This window comes from Pseudomonas sp. RGB (assembly GCF_007713445.1).
Classification (GTDB): domain Bacteria; phylum Pseudomonadota; class Gammaproteobacteria; order Pseudomonadales; family Pseudomonadaceae; genus Aquipseudomonas.
In genome coordinates, this window is sequence record NZ_VMSH01000013.1 from 71,339 (window position 1) to 90,352 (window position 19,014).

The window sequence follows — 19,014 nt, forward strand, 5'->3', positions numbered from 1 at the left end:
CAAGCCCGCTCCCACATTTGGAATGCATACTCATGTGGGAGCGGGCTTGCCCGCGATGGCAATCTATCTGTCACCGAATAATCAAGCAGACACCCCCGCATCCGCCAACAACCCCACGCCCTCAATCGCCGTAATCGCGCACTGCTCATCAATATCCGACGTATCCCCACTGATCCCGATCGCCCCCAGCACCGCCCCTGCCTGATCCCGAATCAACACGCCGCCCGGCGCCGGCACCACGCTGCCCTGCCCGAGGCTGTTCAACGCCGCGATAAATGCCGGGCGCTGCTGCGCATCCAACGCCAGCAAACGCGAGCCCTTGCCCAGTGCAATCGCGCCCCAGGCCTTGCCGATGGCGATTTGCGGGCGCAGCAGGCTGGCGCCGTCTTCGCGTTGCAGGGTGACCAAGTGGCCGCCGCTGTCGAGCACCGCAATGGTCAGCGGCGCGGCGCAAATGGTGCGGCCTGCGGTGAGGGCCTGGCTGGCCAGTTGGGTGGCGAGTTTCAAGGTTAAAGCGCTCATAGGTGCCGTCCTTCTTTTGTTATTGGGAAAAGGTTGAAATCTGTTTCATGAGAAGCTCGATCAAACAAATAGAACACAATGAAATTATTTTTTGTATACAATATTTGCGCACAAAGGCTCCATACGTCGAAAAAAGCGATCCAGACCCGCGTAAAGGCCAGTTTATAAAATGCATTGACCTGCCCCGCTCGCCGTGAATACACTTCGACCAGAAACCACTTGTATACAATTACAAAACGCAAGAGGCACCAAAACCATGAGCAAAATGAGAGCAATCGAAGCCGCCGTCCTGGTGATGCGCCGTGAAGGCGTAGACACCGCCTTCGGCATTCCAGGCGCCGCCATCAACCCGCTGTATTCGGCCTTGCAGAAGGTCGGTGGCATCGATCACGTCCTTGCTCGCCACGTTGAAGGCGCCTCGCACATGGCCGAGGGTTACACCCGCACCAAGGCCGGCAATATCGGTGTGTGCATCGGTACCTCGGGCCCGGCGGGCACCGACATGGTCACCGGCCTGTACAGCGCCTCGGCCGACTCGATCCCGATTCTGTGCATCACCGGCCAAGCCCCGCGTGCACGCATGCACAAAGAGGACTTCCAGGCCGTCGACATCACCAGCATCGTCAAGCCGGTGACCAAGTGGGCAACCACCGTCCTGGAACCCGGCCAAGTGCCTTACGCGTTCCAGAAAGCCTTCTATGAAATGCGCTCCGGCCGCCCAGGCCCGGTGCTGATCGACCTGCCATTCGACGTGCAGATGGCCGAGATCGAATTCGACATCGACGCCTACCAGCCGCTGCCCCTGGCCAAGCCCTTGGCCACGCGCATCCAGGTCGAAAAAGCCTTGGCGCTGCTGGACCAGGCCGAACGCCCATTGCTGGTCAGCGGTGGCGGCGTGATCAACGCCGACGCCAGCGAATTGCTGGTGGAGTTCGCCGAATTGACCGGTATTCCAGTAATCCCAACCTTGATGGGCTGGGGCACGATCCCGGACGATCACCCGCAGATGGTCGGCATGGTCGGCCTGCAAACCTCGCACCGTTATGGCAACGCGACAATGCTCAAATCGGACGTGGTGCTGGGCATCGGCAACCGCTGGGCCAACCGCCACACCGGTTCGGTGGAGGTGTACACCGAGGGGCGCAAATTCATCCACGTCGACATCGAGCCGACGCAGATTGGCCGCGTGTTCACCCCGGACCTGGGCATCGTTTCCGATGCCGGCTCCGCCCTGACGATGTTCATTGAAGTGGCCCGCGAGTGGAAAGCCGCCGGCAAACTCAAGGACCGCAGCGCCTGGCTGCACGACTGCCAGGAGCGCAAGGCCACCCTGCACCGCAAGACCCACTTCGACAACGTGCCGGTCAAGCCGCAACGCGTGTATGAAGAGATGAACCAGGTGTTCGGCAAAGACACCTGCTACGTCAGCACCATCGGCCTGTCGCAGATTGCCGGCGCGCAATTCCTGCACGTCTACAAGCCACGTCACTGGATCAACTGCGGCCAGGCCGGTCCCTTGGGCTGGACCATTCCGGCCGCGCTCGGTGTGGTCAAGGCTGACCCGAGCCGCAAAGTGGTGGCGCTGTCGGGCGACTATGACTTCCAGTTCATGATCGAAGAGCTGGCCGTGGGCGCGCAGTTCAAGCTGCCGTACATCCACGTGGTGGTGAACAACTCCTACCTCGGGTTGATTCGCCAGGCCCAGCGCGGGTTTGAAATGGACTACTGCGTGCAGCTGTCCTTCGACAACCTCAATGCCCCGGAACTCAATGGTTATGGCGTCGATCACGTGGCCGTCGCCGAAGGCCTGGGGTGCAAGGCGCTGCGTGTGTTCGAACCGGGCCAGATCGCCCCGGCGTTGCGCAAGGCCAAGGAAATGATCGAAGAATTCAAGGTTCCGGTGATTGTTGAGATTATTCTGGAGCGCGTGACCAATATTTCCATGGGCACCGAGATCAACGCCGTCAACGAATTCGAAGATCTGGCCCTGGTCGGCAACGATGCACCGACTGCCATTTCCCTGCTCGATTAAGGAGAACCCTATGCCGCGTTTTGCCGCCAACCTGTCCATGCTGTTTACCGAGCAGGACTTTCTCGCCCGTTTCAAAGCGGCTGCCGATGCCGGCTTCCAGGGGGTCGAGTACCTGTTCCCGTACGAGTTCAGCTCCGCCGAGATCAAGGCGCAACTGGACGCCAACGGCCTGACCCAAGTGCTGTTCAACTTGCCGGCCGGGGACTGGGCCAAGGGCGAGCGCGGCGTGGCGTGCCACCCGGACCGGGTCGAGGAATTCCGCGCCGGGGTCAAGCTGGCCATCGCCTACGCCCAGGTGCTGGGCAATACCCAGATCAACTGCCTGGCCGGCATCCGGCCGCAAGGCGTTGACGACCAAACCGTGGAAAAAACCTTTGTCGCCAACCTCAAATACGCCGCCGACAAACTGCAAGCCGCGGGCATCAAGCTGGTCATGGAGATGATCAACACCCGTGACATCCCGGGCTTCTACCTCAACAACACCGCGCAAGCCCTGTCGATTCGCGAGCAGGTGGGCAGCGCCAACCTGTTCCTGCAATACGACATCTATCACATGCAAATCATGGAAGGTGACCTGGCCCGGACCATGGCCGCGCACCTGGGTGAGATCAACCACATCCAGCTGGCGGACAACCCGGGGCGCAACGAGCCGGGAACCGGGGAGATCAACTATCGCTTCCTGTTCGAGCATCTGGATCGCATTGGTTATGCGGGTTGGGTTGGCTGTGAGTACAAGCCGTTGACCACGACCGAGGCGGGTCTTGGCTGGCTCAAGAGCCACAACGCTATCTGATTGAATAAACACGGACCAAATGTGGGAGCGGGCTTGCTCGCGAAAGCGGTGTATCAGTCGACATCAATGTTGAGTGTCAGACTGCATTCGCGAGCAAGCCCGCTCCCACATTGGATCTCCTGTGTTTAGAAGGCCGTGCCAGGCCCATACACCTAATAAAAAGAGGATTTTGATCATGGCTAAAATCGGATTTATCGGCACCGGCATCATGGGCGAACCCATGGCTGCGAACCTGCAGAAAGCAGGTCACCAACTGTTTCTCTCCGAACACCACGGCAAGGCCCCGCAGGCCCTGATCGACGCCGGCGCCGTGGCCCTGGCCAACCCCCAGCAAGTGGCGCAGGAAGCCGAGTTCATCATCGTCATGGTGCCCGACACCCCGCAGGTCGATGACGTGCTGTTCCGCAAGGATGGCGTCGCGGCCGGCCTGTCGCCGAACAAGGTAGTGATCGACATGAGTTCGATCTCCCCCACCGCCACCAAAGCGTTCGCGGCGAAGATCAACGAAACCGGCGCGCAGTACCTCGACGCGCCGGTGTCCGGTGGCGAAGTCGGCGCCAAGGCCGGCACCTTGAGCATCATGGTCGGTGGCGAGCCGCAGACCTTCGAACGCGCTTTGCCACTGTTCCAGAGCATGGGCAAGAACATCACCCTGGTCGGCGGCAACGGCGATGGCCAGACCGCCAAGGTCGCCAACCAGATCATCGTCGCGCTGAATATTCAGGCGGTGGCCGAAGCGCTGCTGTTCGCTTCGAAAAACGGCGCCGACCCGGCCAAGGTGCGTGAAGCGCTGATGGGCGGCTTTGCTTCCTCGAAGATTCTCGAAGTGCATGGCGAGCGCATGATCAAAGGCACCTTCGATCCGGGCTTTCGCATCAACCTGCACCAGAAGGACTTGAACCTGGCACTGGCCGGTGCCAAGGAGCTGGGCATCAACCTGCCGAACACCGCCGGTACGCAGCAGGTGTTCAGTACCTGCACGGCGATTGGCGGCGGCAATTGGGACCATTCGGCGCTGATCAAGGGCCTGGAGCATATGGCGAATTTTTCGATTCGCGATAAGTAAGAAACACCGCTGCCCCTTTGAAATGCGGTCGAATGTGGGAGCGGGCTTGCTCGCGAAAGCGGTAGGTCAGTCAGCATGGATGTTGAATGAAAGACCGCATTCGCGAGCAAGCCCGCTCCCACAGTTGATCGCATTCCAAGTCTGAAATTGATGCATATCTAATAACAAAAAATCCCCGGGAGCCCGCTTATGTCGGTCGATCCGCAACACCTGCTTCGCGAGCTGTTTGCCACAGCCATCGACGCCGCCCACCCCCGGCAAGTGCTTGAACCTTATCTGCCCGCCGACCGCAGCGGCCGTGTGATCGTGATCGGCGCCGGCAAAGCCGCGGCGGCCATGGCACTCGTGGTCGAGGAGTGCTGGCAAGGCGACGTCTCGGGCCTGGTGGTCACCCGCTACGGCCACGGGGCGCCGTGCAAAAAAATCGAAGTGGTCGAAGCCGCACACCCGGTGCCCGATGCCGCCGGCCTGGCGGTGGCCAAGCGCGTACTGGCACTGATCGGCAACCTCACCGAAGACGACCGCGTGATCTTCCTGCTCTCCGGTGGCGGTTCTGCCTTGCTGGCCCTGCCCGCCGACGGCATCACCCTGGCCGACAAGCAGACCATCAACAAAGCCCTGCTCAAATCCGGCGCGACCATTGGCGAGATGAATTGCGTGCGCAAGCACCTCTCGGCGATCAAGGGCGGGCGCCTGGCCAAGGCCGCTTGGCCAGCGACGGTCTACACCTACGCGATCTCCGACGTGCCGGGCGATCAGGCCAGCGTCATCGCGTCCGGTCCCACCGTCGGCGACCCAAGCACCTCGCAGCAAGCCCTGGCAATCCTCAAGCGTTACAGCATCGACGCGCCCGCCTCGGTGCGCAGCTGGTTGCAAGACCCAGCGTCGGAAACCGTCAAGCCCGGCGACCCGGTGCTCGCGCGCAGCCACTTCCAACTGATCGCCCGCCCGCAGCAGTCGCTGGAAGCCGTGGCGGTGAAAGTGCGCCAGGCCGGTTTCAGCCCGTTGATCCTCGGCGACCTCGAAGGCGAAGCGCGGGACGTGGCCAAGGTGCACGCCGGCATTGCCCGGCAGATCGTGCAGCACGGCCAGCCGCTGGCGGCACCGTGCGTGATCCTCTCCGGCGGTGAAACCACCGTCACCGTGCGCGGCGATGGCCGTGGTGGGCGCAATGCCGAGTTCCTGCTCAGCCTCACCGACAGCCTCAAGGGCCTGCCCGGCGTCTACGCCCTGGCCGGCGACACCGACGGCATCGACGGTTCGGAAGACAACGCCGGCGCGATCATGACCCCTACCAGCTACGCCCGCGCCGAAGCCCTGGGCCTGTCGGCCAGCGACGAGCTGGACAACAACAATGGCTACGGCTATTTCGCCGCGCTCGACGGTTTGATCATCACTGAGCCGACCCGCACCAACGTCAATGACTTGCGCGCCATCCTGATTCTTGAGACTGCCAAACATGACGCCTGACAAGAAGGTCAAAATCCTCGCCACCCTCGGCCCGGCCACCGACGGCATCGATGACATCCGCGAGCTGGTGGAGGCCGGGGTGAATATCTTTCGCCTCAACTTCAGCCATGGCGACCACGCCGATCATGCCCAACGCTACCAGTGGATCCGCCAGGTGGAGCGCCAGCTCAATTACCCGCTGGGCATCCTGATGGACCTGCAAGGGCCGAAGCTGCGCGTCGGCACGTTTGCCGAGGGCAAGGTGCAACTGGTGCGCGGCCAGGCGTTGCGCCTGGACCTGGACCCAACGCCGGGCGATCAGTGCCGGGTCAACCTGCCCCACCCGGAAATCATCGCGGCGCTGGAGCCGGGCATGGACCTGCTGCTCGATGACGGCAAGTTGCGCCTGCGCGTGATCACCAAGCATGCCAATGCCATCGACACCACCGTGCTCAATGGCGGCGAACTGTCGGACCGCAAAGGCGTAAATGTGCCACAAGCCTTGCTGGAACTCAGCCCACTGACCGCCAAGGACCGCCGCGACCTGAGCTTTGGTCTGGAGCTGGGCGTAGACTGGGTGGCGCTGTCATTCGTGCAGCGCCCGGAAGACATCCGCGAGGCCCGCGAGTTGATCGGCGACAAGGCGTTTTTGATGGCCAAGATCGAAAAGCCGTCCGCCGTCCAACGCTTGCAGGAAATCGCTGAGCTGAGTGACGCAATCATGGTGGCCAGAGGCGACCTGGGCGTGGAAGTGCCCGCCGAGAGCGTGCCGCAAATCCAGAAAGACATCATCAGCACCTGCCGCCAGCTGGGCAAACCGGTGGTGGTGGCCACGCAGATGCTCGAATCCATGCGCTTTTCGCCGGCGCCGACCCGCGCCGAAGTGACGGATGTGGCCAACGCGGTGGCCGAAGGCGCAGACGCGGTGATGCTGTCGGCGGAAACCGCTTCGGGTGAATACCCGCTGGAAGCCGTGCAGATGATGAGCAAGATCATCCGCCAGGTGGAAAACGGCCCGGACTACCAGACGCAGCTGGACGTCAGCCGGCCCAAGGCGGACGCCACGGTGTCGGACGCGATCAGCTGCGCGATCCGGCGTATAAGCAGCATTCTGCCGGTGGCGGTGCTGGTCAACTACAGCGAGTCCGGCAGCTCCAGCCTGCGCGCGGCGCGGGAGCGGCCGGTGGCGCCAATCCTCAACCTTACGCCGAACCTCTCTACGGCGCGGCGTTTGAGCGTGGCGTGGGGCGTGCATTCGGTGGTCAACGATCGACTGCGCCAGGTGGATGAGGTGTGTTCCACCGCGCTGGAGATTGCTCAGGCGCAAGGCATGGCGCAGCGCGGGGATACCTTGGTGATTACGGCGGGGGTGCCGTTCGGGCAGCCGGGGTCGACCAACTCGTTGCGCATCGAGACGTTGATTTAGCGTCTGTAAGTGCCTCATCGCGGGCAAGCCCGCTCCCACATTTTGATCTGTAATGCATTCAAATGTGGGAGCTGGCTTGCCTGCGATTGGGGACGACTCGGCCTCACTGACTAAACCACCATGCACAACCCAACCTGCCCCGACTGGGCCGAAGCCCTGCTCAATGGCTTCAGCCAGATCTTCCTGCAACGCCAGCCACTGTGTGGCTTGCTGTGCCTGCTGGCCATCCTGATCGGCGCCCCGGCCTTATTCGGCGGCGCATTATTGGGTGGCGTCGCCGGTTTGCTCACGGCCCAGCGCCGGGGTTATCCCAAGGCCGAACGCCAAGCGGGCCTTTACAGCTACAACGGCGTGCTGCTGGGCTTGCTGATCAGCCAGCACTTTGCCTGGTCGGCGTTGTTGCCGCCGCTGATCCTGGCGTGCGGCGGCCTGAGTGCGATGCTCACGCGGCAATGGTTGAAACACGCCCCTGCGCCAGGTGACTTGCCCGCCTACACCGCGCCCTTTGTCGGCCTCGGCTGGTTGCTGATCGGCGCAGTGCCTGACAGCACATTCACGCTGACCGAACCCGACACCCTGGACGTGCTCAACGCGCCCTTCACCGGCCTCGCACAAATCATGTTGCTGGACCAGCCGTTGGCTGGCGCTCTGATTGCGCTTGGCCTGTTGCTGGCCAACCGCCGCGCCGCGCTGTGGGCACTCACGGGCGCCGCTACTGGCGTGTTGATCGCCCTGTGGCTGGACGAACCCGCCAGCGCCCTCCTCGGCCTGCACAGCTATAACCCGGCGCTGGCCGCGCTGGCGTTAAGCCAGTCACGCCGCCGACCCTGGCAGCCGCTGCTCGGCATCCTTCTGGCGGTCATCCTCACGCCCGGTTTCGCCGCCCTGCACCTGCCCGCATTGACGGCGCCGTTTATCCTCGCCTGCTGGCTGGTACACGCCAGCCAGCGGATGTTCAAAGCCCGCGTGGACAGCCCGTTCGAATCCCCCTAGGCTTGCCCGATATTCGATTCGGGCGGGATTTATGCACAGCAACAACGACTGGCGTCAGCGCCTCTATGTAATGGTGTTCCAAAGCGACACCGTGGCCGGCCGGCGCTTCGACAGCACCCTGCTGCTGATCATCCTCGCCAGCCTTGTGATCGTGATCCTCGACAGTATCCAGACCGTCCACGACAACTACGCCGACGTGCTGGCCTATATCGAGTGGGGCTTTACCATCATCTTCGCCATCGAATACAGCCTGCGGCTGTATTGTTCGCCCAAGCCGTTGCGTTATGCGTTCAGTTTTTATGGGCTGGTGGATTTACTCGCCATCGTGCCCGGCATCCTCGCGCTGTATTACAGCGACGCGCAGTACCTGCTGATCATCCGCATCATCCGGATGCTGCGGATTTTCCGCGTGCTCAAGCTCAGCCCGTACCTCAAGCAAGCCAACTACTTGATGGCGGCGCTGCGTGGCAGCAAGCAGAAGATCGTGGTGTTTCTGGTCAGCGTGTGCACCCTGGTGACCGTATTCGGCACCTTGATGTACGTGATCGAAGGCCCGGAACACGGGTTTACCAGTATTCCCAAAGGCATCTACTGGGCGATCGTGACGCTGACCACCGTGGGCTTTGGCGACATCGTGCCGAAGACCCCGCTGGGCCAGGTCATTTCGTCGCTGGTGATGATCACCGGTTATTCGATCATCGCCGTGCCCACCGGGATTTTTACCGCCGAGTTGGCCAGTGCCATGCGTGGTGAACAGCTGCAGCACGATTGCCCGGTGTGCAAGAAAGACAACCACGAGCCCAACGCAGCGTTTTGCTCGCGCTGTGGCAGCAACCTGTTTCGTAAAGTGGAATAAGCAAAGTTCGTTTTAATCTTTAAACGTCTATACGGGCGCGGCTATAGTCGGTGGCAAAATGCCCCCACTCAATCGACAACCTTCTCGAACAACAAGGAATGAGCAGTGAAAAAACTCGTTAGCGCCTCCTTACTGGCCGCCGGCCTAGCCCTGGCGGGCGCCGTCCAGGCTGCCCCCGTCACACTGCTAAACGTCTCCTATGACGTGATGCGCGACTTCTACAAGGACTATAACGCCGCCTTCCAAAAGCACTGGGAAGCCGAGCACCCGAACGACAAGCTGACCTTGCAGATGTCCTTCGGCGGCTCCAGCAAACAGGCGCGCTCGGTGATCGACGGCCTGCCGGCTGACGTGATCACCATGAACATGGCCACCGACATCAATGCCCTGGCGGACAACGGCAAGCTGGTGCCGGACAACTGGGTCACCCGCCTGCCGAACAACAGCGCGCCGTTCACCTCCGCCACCGTGTTTATCGTGCGCAAGGGCAACCCCAAGGCCCTCAAAGACTGGCCAGACCTGCTCAAAGATGGCGTGCAAGTGATCGTGCCCAACCCGAAAACCTCGGGCAACGGCCGTTACACCTACCTGTCGGCCTGGGGTTATGTGCTCAAGAACGGCGGCGATGAAGACAAGGCGAAGAAGTTCGTTGGCGAACTGTTCAAACACGCGCCAGTGCTGGACACCGGCGGCCGTGCAGCCACCACCACGTTCATGACCAACCAGATTGGCGACGTGCTGGTGACCTTTGAAAACGAAGCGGAAATGATCGCGCGTGAATTTGGCCGTGATCAGTTCGAAGTGATCTACCCAAGCGTCTCTGCCGAGGCGGAACCACCGGTGTCGGTGGTCGACAAAGTCGTCGAAAAGAAAGGCACCCGCGTGTCGGCCGAAGATTACTTGAAGTACCTGTGGTCGCCTGAAGGTCAGGAAATCGCAGCCAACAACTACCTGCGTCCCCGCGACCCGACGGTGTTGGCCAAGTACACCGACCGCTTCCCGAAAGTCGACTTCCTGTCGGTGGAGAAGACCTTTGGAGACTGGCGCACCGTGCAGAAAACCCACTTCAATGATGGCGGGATTTTTGATCAGATCTACAGCGGTCAGTAAACCGCTTTAACTGAAGAAATGCAGTCAAGTGTGGGAGCTGGCTTGCCTGCGACAGCATCACCTCGCAATGCCTGAAACACCGAGGTGCTTGCATCGCAGGCAAGCCAGCTCCCACATCTGGTTGAGTGTTTGGCGGTTACATCGGCGGTGTCACGCCGTCCTTACCGGCCGAAATCGCCTGAGCGGTAACCGTCCCATCCGCCGCCTGCGATGCAAACATCACCACCTTCACACCGGGCTTCAACAAACTGCGATCCCCTGGCTCCAGGTTGACGATCGGCACATCATCCGGCACTACAATCTTCTGCTCGCCGCCTTTGTACTTCACGGTCAAGGTGCGCCCGTTGCTGACCACCAGGTCGCCGACGGTGCCGTTGGTCATGCTGCTGCCTTCTTTCAAGTCGAACGCACGGTGCCCATCGCCCGTGCCGGCCATGGCCGGTGGAAACACGTGAACTTCCAGGGCAGTCAGGGTGCCATCGGCATTCGGCATGGCGGCCGACCCGATGTAGCTGCCGGGCTTGATTTCATCAATTTTGGCCAGGGTAACGGCGCGGACCTGGGTGTCTTTGGTCAGGTGCACGGTGACGTCTTCACCGCTGTTGACCTTGACGTGCATTGCGTCGCCATCGATTGCCGTAATAGCGCCGCGCACACCGACCCGCGGCGCGTCGGCGGCATTGGCCAACCCGATGGCCATGGCGGCGGCCAGGGTTGAAGCCAGGATCATCTTGTTCAGCGAAATTTTCATGAAAGTGGATTTCCTGTTTCGGCAGTTGTGACTGAATGTATCATTGCCGTTCGGCTCAACAGTTAACGATTCAGTCATTAATTTGCGGCATGAGTGTTATCACCCATAGCGCCCTACTCCGGCCGTGCGGTTGTCTTTACTCTCGCACGCCATCTTCCTTCGCTTTAACGAGAACACCATGAACGCTACCCCACACGCTTCAAGCACCATGACCCGAGGCATGGTGATGCTGTTTGCGTTCTGTTGCGGCGCCATTGTTGCCAACATCTACTACGCCCAACCGATCATCGAACTGATTGCACCCGACATTGGCCTGACTCCGGCGATGGCCAGCCTGATCGTGTCGCTGACACAAATCGGCTACGCCTTGGGCCTGTTCTTCCTGGTACCGCTGGGTGACTTGCTGGAAAACCGCAAGCTGATGATAGCCACCACCGTGTTGGCCATCGCCAGCCTACTGGGTGCCGCCTTCACCGAGCAGCCGAATTTGTTCCTGCTTGTGTCGTTGTTGATCGGATTCAGTTCCGTCTCGGTGCAGATCCTGATCCCGCTGGCGGCGCACCTGGCGCCCGCCGAATCCCGTGGCCGCGTGGTTGGCAGCATCATGGGCGGCCTGTTGCTCGGCATTCTGCTGGCACGGCCGGTGTCCAGCGTGGTGGCCGACCACTTCGGCTGGCGCGCGATGTTCATGGCCGCCGCAGCATTGATGGCCTTCATCAGCGTGGTCTTGCTGATGACCATCCCCAAGCGCCAGCCCGACCACAGCGCCAGCTACGGCGAGCTGCTGCGCTCACTCGGTACGCTGCTGCGCAAGCAACCGGTATTGCGCCAGCGGGCGTTCTACCAAGGCTGCATGTTTGCCACCTTCAGCCTGTTCTGGACCGCCGCGCCGCTTGAGCTGGCACGCAATCATGGCCTGAGCCAAAGCGAGATCGCGCTGTTCGCCCTGGTCGGTGCACTGGGCGCGATCGCCGCCCCAATCGCCGGCCGCCTGGCCGACGCCGGCCACACGCACCGCGCTTCGTTGCTGGCGATGCTGTTTGCCGCCTTGAGCTTTTTGCCCGCCTTCGTGCATCCGCTGTACAGCGTGATCGGCCTGGCCGTCACCGGTGTGGTGCTGGACTTCTGCGTGCAGATGAACATGGTCCTCGGCCAACGCGCCATCTACGCCCTCGACGCCAACAGCCGCAGCCGCTTGAACGCGCTGTACATGACCAGCATCTTCATCGGCGGCGCCTTCGGCTCGGCGATTGCCAGCAGTGTGTATGAACACGGCGGCTGGCTGGGCGTGATGCTGGTGGGCAGTGCGTTCCCACTGGTGGCGTTGTTGCGGTTCCTGAGTGCTTCGCGCACGGTGGCCGTTGCCACAGCCTGATCGCGACTAGGAGCGCACCAACTTCTCCAAGGCCGCATCCGCCAGAAATGACGAGCGGCTTTTGACCTTGTGCTCGCGCACATAGCGGTCGATTCGCTGGATGACATAACCGGGCAAGGTCACATTGACCTTCTCGGTCTTGCCCAGATAGGGCGAGATGTCCAACTCCAACATCCCCCAGCCCATCCCGGCGTAGTCTTCGTTCGCGTGGTGGTTGGCCACCGAGGTGGGCATCGGAATCGGCCCGCCTTCGGCGGCGATCTCTTGCAGCAGGATGTGCGCGACTTCCACGGCGGCGTTGTAGGCCTCTTCGAAGCTGTCCCCGGCGGTGACCGCGCCTGGAATATCGGGGATCTGAATACCGGTGGCGGTAAAGTCATCGCCCCATTCGATACACATTGGGTATTGCATGAGTGCTCTCCTTAAAACTGAAACAGCCCGGCGCGTTTCCTGATGCTTCTGACGGTGCCCAGGGGCAAGTCTTTCTTAGGGTGCGGCACCGGGATCGTGTACGGGTTATAGCGGTGAGTGAAAATGTGATGACTGCCCGTAACCCGATCCAGCACCCAACCCGCCTCTTGCAGCTCCTTGATCAATAACCTGCTTTGCACCTCAGCCTCCTTGGCTTGGCTCGATAAAAGTAACCCTAGAGTTATATTTACTCAAGCACAGATTGCTTCAACAGGAGTGACGGCTGTATGTCTAAATATTGGAAATAAACGGTGTTTATTCCAGCAGGGCATAATTCATATGCGCCTTACCCTGCTTCTTCGCCCTCTCTGCTGCGCCCATTATCCCTCCAGCCAACTCGGCTCATCTCCTGAGGGAATATCACCATGACACTTCAAGCCACACTTGATGCCTTCCGTGCTGACTTCAAAGCCGGCAAGCCTCCCTACAACGCGCCAGCGCATATCCATCCGATCATGGAACGCGCCACAGCCGAGCTGATCGCGTCCGGCGCCGCACAGCGTGCGTTGAAGGTGGGTGACAAGGCGCCGTTGTTCAGTCTCAAGGATGCCAACGGTGCGTTGGTGTCCTCAGCCGATCTGTTGGCCAACGGCCCCTTGGTGCTGACGTTCTACCGCGGCGTGTGGTGCCCGTATTGCAATATGGAGCTGCAAGCGCTGCAAACCTTTTTGCCGACGTTGAAAGGCCACGGCGCGAGCCTGCTGGCCCTGTCGCCGCAGACTGCCGCCAACAGCCGTAAATCCGAACGCATCACCGAGTTGGGTTTCCCGATCCTCAGCGATACCCACAACGACGTTGCCGATGCATTCGGTCTGCGCTTTCAGCTGCCGGACTACCTGATCGAGCTCTACAAGGCCCTGGGCAACAACTTGCCGCTGATCAATGACGACCCAGCCTGGACCCTGCCGATGCCAGCGCGCTACGTGATCGGCCAGGACAGCGTGATTCGTTACGCCGAGGTCAACCCGGATTACACTCAACGCCCAGAACCGTCGGCGATGCTCGACGCCCTCACCCAATAACCCAAGGACACCCGATGGACCGCCTCACCGCCATGGAAACCTTCGTGAACGTGGTCGAAACCGGCTCGTTCTCAGCTGCCGCCAAACGCTTGGGGATAGGCCAGCCCGCTGTCTCCAAAAGCATCGCGCAATTGGAGGCGCGCCTGGCGGTGCGGTTGGTGTTGCGCTCCACGCGCGGCCTGACACCGACCGAGGCGGGCCTGGCGTTTTTCGAAAAGGCCAAGCGCGCCATCGACGAAGCCAACGAGGCCGATGACGCCGCACGCGGTGCAGGCGCCGGGCTGTCGGGCAACTTGCGCATCAGCGCTGCAACCACCTTCGCGCGGTTGCACATCATTCCTCACTTGGGCCCGTTCCTGGCGCAATACCCCGCCTTGAACGTCGAAGTGGTGCTCAACGACCACAGCCTCAACCTGGTGGAAGAAGGCATCGACGTCGCCCTGCGCATGGGCAACTTGAGCGACTCAGGCCTTACCGCACGCAAGATCGGCCAATCCCCGCGGCAAATCCTCGCCACCCCGGCCTACTTCGAACGCTGTGGCGAGCCGGCCACGCCAGCGGATTTGCTGCAACACCAGGCAATCATCTACAGCCTGGGCGGCGGCTCAAACTGGACGTTCAGCCAGGGCGACAGTCACTACCCGGTCGTCGCCCGCGGCCGCATCCGCGTCACCGCCGCAGAGGGCGTGCGCGCCGCGGTGCTGAACCATTTGGGCCTGACCATGGCATCGACCTGGATGTTTGCCCCGGAACTGACCAGTGGTGAGGTCAAGCCCGTGCTGACCGACTGGCAACTGCCGCCGATTGATTTATGGGCGGTGTTCCCCACCGGCAGGATGGCGAGTGCCAAGGCACGCGCGTTTGTGGAGTACGTGCAAACCCTGATCAGCGCCGACGCGCAGCCAGGCCAAGTACATCCTGGGGCTTGATCAAACGCGGGCTCTTAATCAGGAAGTCAGACTGGCGGTCGCCCGATAGGTCGATGCCGACAAAGTAGCGGCCGCTCTGTGGGTGGTATTTGACCACGGTGTCGCCAACGCGCCCCGTGTAGTCTTGCACCAGACGCAAGGGGGTCGCGTACTGCTTGGCCAGTGCCCTCAGATCGATAGTGTCCTCGCCACTGGCGAAATCCATGAGCACATCGGCATCGTGACAGGTCGAGTCATTGGCCTGGTCATATTTGAACGTGTTTCTACCGCCCACGCCCCAGAGCACATCGCCGCCAGCACCGCCAGTGAGGACGTTGTCCACCGCGTTGCCGATGAGCGTGTCCTGGCCGGAGCCGCCAATCGCATTCTCCACGACAACGCCTCTGCCGATGGCGACGTTGTTGCGCAGACCGCCCACACTGGAAGCGGAGTTATGGCGCAAATCGATGGTTTGGTGATGCTCGAAACCGGAAAAATCCAGGGTATCGTTGCCGCCCGCGTCCTGTACCAGAAAGCGCGGCGCGCCGCTGCCGGCATGCAGGCTGCTTGAGCGATCACCGCTGTTGGCGTTGAAGCCATAAACCGTATCGTGCGCCTTGAGGCCAGATACAAACCCCGACGTGGAGCTGCGTTGGCGTTTGAGGCCCGTCAGCCCACGCACGGCGCCGGCGCCCGTGACAATGTCACTGGCGCGAATCCTCCCTGCACTTTTGAGAAACAAATCGGCTTTGCCCTGGCCCGTCAGGTCAAGGCTCAAGCTGCCAGCGCCACTGTTCTGGTCATGGCTGAGGACGATCTCGCCGGCTCGTCCAGTGAACTGCTCAACCACGTAAAAATGCCCGATGGAGGTATTTTTCAAAAGGCCGGAAAAATCGATTTTGTCAGTACCGCTGGTGAAATCCAGAATCTCGTCTGGCTGACCCAGGGTAGAGTCGCTCGCCCTGTCGTACACAAAAACATCCGCGCCGCCACCGCCGCGCAACCTGTCCGCACCCGCTCCACCGCGGAGCCTGTTGCCCACCTCGTTTCCGTTGATTTGGTCGTCGCCCGAACCGCCGACAGCGTTTTCCAGCGTAACGCCCTTGGCGATGGATACATTGCCCTTCAGGCCGCCCACGCTGGAAAACGACTCAGCGTGCAGGTTGATGATCTGATTCTGGGAAAACCCGGAAACGTCCAGCGTGTCATGGCCGCCCCCATCCCAAATGCAAAAGATCGGCGCATCGTTCGCGGACTCAAGGCTCAAGTGATCACGGCCTGTGTTGGAGTTGAACCCGTAGGTCGTATCGGTAGGTCGCGTATTGAAATTGGCGCCGTAGAGTTTTTGTATCGCGGCAATGTCATCTTTCATCGGCACACACGGATGGCGCCGTTGGAAGTCATGGCCCGGCTGATTGGTTTCATCCCAATAACTCATTACGCTGCAGGCCTTGGTGTCTTGCTCGTAGGGGGTCTGGGCATAGTTGTGCACTTGCTTGCCATATTCGCCAGGGTGACCAAGGCCCAGGGCGTGACCCAACTCATGAACCGCGGTAAATAAAAAGTAATCGCCGTGCGCGGGGACTTCGCGAGCACCCTGCGTTCCAATGGTGGCGTTCATGTCACCGTAATACTGATTGGGTAACTGTGACACGCCACCACTGGTATGAGGATCGGCTGCAATGGTTATTGAGCCGTCTGCGCAGGTTGAATTCTCTTTGAATATGATAGTAGTCACGTCTTGCCACATTTGAAGTGCCTGGCGAATGGACACTTTTTGTTGTGCAGAGAACTTTTCGTCAAGGGTAAAAGACAACTCGATTTTACCGTCGCCATCGCGATCGTAATGGCGATAGCCTCGTCGCAGGATCTGTTTGGCAGCCTCATCCGTGCCGAAAGCGGGTTTCTGGGCCGCTGCCGTGGCAACGTGCGCAGGGTGTGTGAAAGCAGGTGCACTGGACGCAGCTAATGGAGGGTGATGTGGATGATGACCAACAAATGAAGTGGCAACGCGCATATAACATCCTTTGAAAACGTTAAGTCGACCCGAAACAGGGCCCAAGACGCGGCAACTTACTTAACCGCCAAACTAACCTCCCACATCAAAAAACCGAGCGCCAGCCCTGATAATGTTTCACGCCCAAACATATAACAACTGGATACATAAACTTAACATCCACCCACAAGAACATTCATTTACGCGCACGACACAATCAAAACCCGGCCCGAAAACAGGGAACTTAAAACACTATAAAACATATAAAGTTTAGAATTACCTCGCGTTTTAAACTCAGCATGGAAACAAAACCCTACACACTTAATAGTCTGGAAGTGGCTCGCATCACTGATATATCCCTGCACATCCAAACCGCGGGATGCGCCCATTCAGCGACGGCCAGTAACCGCACTGGCGAGCATCGGCCCAGGCGCTCGGCTGGCGCAATAATTCGCGCAGCGCTTGCGATGCGATGTTCAACGCGAGCATTTGGCCCGGGCATTGGTGCCTGCCAACGCCAAAGCTGAACAAGCGCCGATGGGGTCGCTCAAGCAGAATGCTGTCCGGGTCAGGGTTCGCTTCGGGGTCCCGGTTCGCGGCGGCCAACAGCACGAGAACGGTATCGCCCATCTCTAGAAGGCTACTGCCAATCGAGCAGGGCCCGGCCGCAAATCGCCGCGTGTTCTGTACCGGCGAGTCATAGCGGGCCACCTCCTCCACCAGCGCTGGCACCAGGGCCGGTACGCGCAGGATGTGCGCCAGCAGGTCAGGCCGCCGGGCGAGTGTGACCAGCGTATTGCCAATCAGACCGGCACTCGCTTCACACGTCTGGGAGAGCAAGCCGATCAGGTTAGGCGTCAGTGCATCCGGGTCACCCCACTCGCCGTGGAGAAGCTGCTTGAGCAACTCGGTCTGCTCGAGCACCGCACTGAACACCTGCCCCAGATGCACAGCGCCAGCATCGGCGGCGCGCAAGTGAGCCTGGCTGCTCAGCGGCGAAAGACACGCAACAAAATCCCGGGTCAGCGCGGCGACCCTGTGCAACCGCTCGCCAGGCACACCCAGAAGCGAGCCGACCACAGCGACCGGCAACGTGAACATCCACTCATCGAGGCTCTGCAGGCGCGTGCTGACTTGCCTCACCATATTGGCGATATGCCCTGCGTCCAACCTGGCCAGTGCAGGTTCGACCACCGCCCTGGGGCACTGGTGGGCCGCGCCCTCGTTCATGCGCATCAACTTGGCGAACACCTGCCCCGCCGCGCCGTCCGCGATCGCCGCAGGCACCGGCTCGTGTGACGGGCGTACCCGGCAGTCAGGGTGCGTCAGCACGGCCTCGACAGTCCTGGCGCTGCTGGCGATCCACAGTCCCAGTTCAGCATCGAACGACAGCCCATCGTTACGCCGAAGGGCCGCGTAATAGGCGTAAGGGTCGGCATGGGTAGCGGCTTGCAGCGGTGTCATCGGGCACGTCCTGTTTGCAAAAGAAGCGTTACTATCTGCCCTCTCACACGGCAACGATTCGCTCAGGAACGAAATATGCACGCTCAGGACGAGGACACGGCGCTTTCAGACGTGGCGGGGGCGATTGCGGAGCCCGCGCGCACGAAAATGCTCTGTTCGCTGATGGATGGCCACGCACGTACCAGCACCGAGATGGCGGCGATTGCCCAGGTCAGCGCCTCGACCGCCAGTGCCCATTTGGCCAGGCTCAAGAACGATGGCCTGCTTACGCTGCACACCCAGGGACGTCATCGCTATTACAGCCTGGCTGGGCCGCACGTGGCCCAGGCCATCGAGGGCCTGATGGTGATCAGCCGCAACACCAGCAGAGGTTTCGTCCCGACCACGCCCACGCGTTTGCAGTTTGCGCGCACCTGCTACGACCACATGGCCGGGACCCTGGCGGTGCACCTGCACGACCATTTCATCGCATCCGGCTGGTTGGTCGGCGACGGCGTTTACCAACTCAGCGCGGCGGGTGAACAAGCCATGACCGAATTGGGCATCGATGTGCCCGCACTGCGCACGCAGCGCCGACGCTTCGCCTGTTCGTGCCTGGACTGGAGCATGCGCCGCCCGCACCTGGCCGGTGCTTTGGGCGCGGCATTGCTGCAAAGTGTTATCCGCCGTGAATGGGTGACCCAGGACCTGGACAGTCGCGCATTGGCGTTAACGACCAAGGGACGCAAGGCGTTGGCAACCCGATTTGGAATGGAGACGTGCAAACAATAAAGATCACAC

Annotated in this window: 18 protein-coding genes; 12 read left to right on the forward strand and 6 right to left on the reverse strand. The window is 60.9% G+C overall.

Annotated elements, in window-relative coordinates:
- Positions 1–81 precede the first annotated feature (81 nt).
- A complete protein-coding gene (locus tag FPT15_RS23280) occupies positions 82–522 on the reverse strand; it encodes a heme-binding protein (RefSeq protein ID WP_106576758.1) in 441 nt (146 codons plus the stop codon).
- Between the two features lie 256 nt (positions 523–778).
- Between FPT15_RS23280 and gcl the strand changes: the two genes are divergently transcribed.
- The 8 genes from gcl (at position 779) to FPT15_RS23320 (ending at position 10,247) form a co-directional block, all read left to right on the forward strand.
- Positions 779–2,554 (forward strand): glyoxylate carboligase, encoded by a 1,776-nt coding sequence (gene gcl / locus FPT15_RS23285; protein ID WP_145165019.1) that lies wholly within the window; start codon positions 779–781, stop codon positions 2,552–2,554.
- Positions 2,555–2,564: 10 nt separating this feature from the next.
- Positions 2,565–3,347, forward strand: coding sequence for a hydroxypyruvate isomerase (gene hyi, locus FPT15_RS23290; protein ID WP_145165021.1), 783 nt, complete (start codon positions 2,565–2,567; stop codon positions 3,345–3,347).
- Between the two features lie 175 nt (positions 3,348–3,522).
- Positions 3,523–4,413, forward strand: coding sequence for a 2-hydroxy-3-oxopropionate reductase (locus tag FPT15_RS23295; RefSeq protein ID WP_145165023.1), 891 nt, complete (start codon positions 3,523–3,525; stop codon positions 4,411–4,413).
- 189 nt (positions 4,414–4,602) lie between these two features.
- Positions 4,603–5,883, forward strand: coding sequence for a glycerate kinase (locus FPT15_RS23300; protein WP_145165025.1), 1,281 nt, complete (start codon positions 4,603–4,605; stop codon positions 5,881–5,883).
- The gene (pyk, locus tag FPT15_RS23305; RefSeq protein ID WP_078741563.1) at positions 5,873–7,288 is read left to right on the forward strand and encodes a pyruvate kinase; all 1,416 of its coding nucleotides are present in this window, start codon (positions 5,873–5,875) and stop codon (positions 7,286–7,288) included. The genes FPT15_RS23300 and pyk overlap by 11 nt, the downstream gene beginning before the upstream one ends.
- 120 nt (positions 7,289–7,408) lie before the next feature.
- Complete coding sequence (locus tag FPT15_RS23310; RefSeq protein WP_145165026.1) at positions 7,409–8,281, forward strand: urea transporter; 873 nt, start codon at positions 7,409–7,411, stop codon at positions 8,279–8,281.
- Between the two features lie 31 nt (positions 8,282–8,312).
- On the forward strand, positions 8,313–9,137 hold the full coding sequence (locus FPT15_RS23315; RefSeq protein ID WP_145165028.1) for an ion transporter: 825 nt from the start codon (positions 8,313–8,315) through the stop codon (positions 9,135–9,137).
- A 105-nt stretch (positions 9,138–9,242) separates the two neighbouring features.
- Entirely contained in the window at positions 9,243–10,247 is a 1,005-nt protein-coding gene (locus tag FPT15_RS23320) for a sulfate ABC transporter substrate-binding protein (RefSeq protein WP_145165030.1), read from the forward strand.
- Between the two features lie 136 nt (positions 10,248–10,383).
- Here FPT15_RS23320 and FPT15_RS23325 read toward each other — a convergent pair whose 3' ends face one another.
- Positions 10,384–10,998: a DUF5666 domain-containing protein gene (locus FPT15_RS23325; RefSeq protein WP_145165032.1), complete on the reverse strand. Its 615-nt coding sequence runs from the start codon at positions 10,996–10,998 to the stop codon at positions 10,384–10,386.
- 178 nt (positions 10,999–11,176) lie between these two features.
- On the opposite strand from FPT15_RS23325, the gene FPT15_RS23330 reads away from it, so the two are divergent.
- Positions 11,177–12,373 (forward strand): MFS transporter, encoded by a 1,197-nt coding sequence (locus tag FPT15_RS23330; protein ID WP_145165034.1) that lies wholly within the window; start codon positions 11,177–11,179, stop codon positions 12,371–12,373.
- Positions 12,374–12,379: 6 nt separating this feature from the next.
- Here FPT15_RS23330 and FPT15_RS23335 read toward each other — a convergent pair whose 3' ends face one another.
- Entirely contained in the window at positions 12,380–12,784 is a 405-nt protein-coding gene (locus FPT15_RS23335) for a type II toxin-antitoxin system HicB family antitoxin (RefSeq protein ID WP_145165036.1), read from the reverse strand.
- An 11-nt stretch (positions 12,785–12,795) separates the two neighbouring features.
- Complete coding sequence (locus tag FPT15_RS23340; RefSeq protein WP_065901605.1) at positions 12,796–12,984, reverse strand: type II toxin-antitoxin system HicA family toxin; 189 nt, start codon at positions 12,982–12,984, stop codon at positions 12,796–12,798.
- A gap of 225 nt (positions 12,985–13,209) precedes the next feature.
- On the opposite strand from FPT15_RS23340, the gene FPT15_RS23345 reads away from it, so the two are divergent.
- Both FPT15_RS23345 and FPT15_RS23350 read left to right on the forward strand, forming a co-directional pair.
- Positions 13,210–13,866: a peroxiredoxin-like family protein gene (locus FPT15_RS23345; protein WP_145165039.1), complete on the forward strand. Its 657-nt coding sequence runs from the start codon at positions 13,210–13,212 to the stop codon at positions 13,864–13,866.
- A 14-nt stretch (positions 13,867–13,880) separates the two neighbouring features.
- Complete coding sequence (locus FPT15_RS23350; RefSeq protein WP_145165041.1) at positions 13,881–14,795, forward strand: LysR family transcriptional regulator; 915 nt, start codon at positions 13,881–13,883, stop codon at positions 14,793–14,795.
- Here the strand turns inward: FPT15_RS23350 and FPT15_RS23355 are convergent.
- Together FPT15_RS23355 and FPT15_RS23360 are read right to left on the reverse strand one after the other, a co-directional pair.
- Positions 14,752–16,791, reverse strand: coding sequence for a M10 family metallopeptidase C-terminal domain-containing protein (locus FPT15_RS23355; protein WP_145165044.1), 2,040 nt, complete (start codon positions 16,789–16,791; stop codon positions 14,752–14,754). The genes FPT15_RS23350 and FPT15_RS23355 overlap by 44 nt on opposite strands.
- A 324-nt stretch (positions 16,792–17,115) precedes the next feature.
- On the reverse strand, positions 17,116–18,234 hold the full coding sequence (locus tag FPT15_RS23360; RefSeq protein ID WP_145165046.1) for a cytochrome P450: 1,119 nt from the start codon (positions 18,232–18,234) through the stop codon (positions 17,116–17,118).
- Between the two features lie 75 nt (positions 18,235–18,309).
- Here FPT15_RS23360 and FPT15_RS23365 point away from each other — a divergent pair, with 75 nt between their 5' ends.
- A complete protein-coding gene (locus FPT15_RS23365) occupies positions 18,310–19,005 on the forward strand; it encodes a helix-turn-helix transcriptional regulator (RefSeq protein WP_145165048.1) in 696 nt (231 codons plus the stop codon).
- The last annotated feature ends 9 nt before the right edge of the window (positions 19,006–19,014 follow it).